This is a genomic window from Streptomyces sp. SPB074, assembly GCF_000154905.1.
In the GTDB taxonomy this organism is placed as follows: Bacteria; Actinomycetota; Actinomycetes; order Streptomycetales; family Streptomycetaceae; genus Streptomyces.
The window spans coordinates 5,487,192-5,487,776 of record NZ_GG770539.1 but is presented as its reverse complement, the minus strand read 5'-3'; the positions used below and the strand labels follow the sequence as shown (position 1 = coordinate 5,487,776).

The window sequence follows — 585 nt, the reverse complement described above, 5'->3', positions numbered from 1 at the left end:
GGGTGGTCATACGGGGGCCTTCCTGGAGGGGCGGCGGGCGGGTGGGTGACGCCCGTGCGCGGAAGGCGTCGGCACGGAAACGGGGCCCGCACCTGCTGGTGCGGACCCCGCTCACGCGGCGTTCTCGGCCCCCGTGAGGGCCGCGCGCAAAATCAGCCCTTGGGCGTGATGTTCTCCGCCTGCAGGCCCTTCTGGCCCTGCGTGACGTCGAACTCGACCTTCTGGCCCTCGATGAGCTCACGGAAGCCCGAGGACGCGATGTTCGAGTAGTGGGCGAAGACGTCGGGGCCGCCGCCGTCCTGCTCGATGAAGCCGAAGCCCTTTTCGCTGTTGAACCACTTCACGGTACCGGTGGCCATGTCAATCTCCTGAGAGGTCGAGAGATGAGAGCGGTACGTACCCTGTGCACGCACCGTGTCGCACCATGAGCCCCACCCGGAGAACCGGGACCAAACAAACGATGCGCCCGACGAAGCATTCCGTCAGGCGCACATAAGAAAGTTCTATGGGTACCAAAACTGCAACATCGCCAGCCTAACACGCACAGGCCGTCCCGTGTGTGGGGCAAGCCACTCGGGCGTGTCG

General features: G+C 65.5%; 1 protein-coding gene. It reads right to left on the bottom strand.

The features are described 5' to 3' along the window. Nucleotides 1-152: 152 nt before the first annotated feature. Nucleotides 153-359 (bottom strand): cold-shock protein, encoded by a 207-nt coding sequence (locus SSBG_RS23270; protein WP_008748518.1) that lies wholly within the window; start codon nucleotides 357-359, stop codon nucleotides 153-155. Nucleotides 360-585: the final 226 nt, after the last annotated feature.

Coding starts and splice junctions, on each gene's coding strand:
- SSBG_RS23270 (WP_008748518.1), bottom strand. CDS start 359: ATGGCCACCGGTACCGTGAAGTGGTTCAACAGCGAAAAGGGCTTCGGC.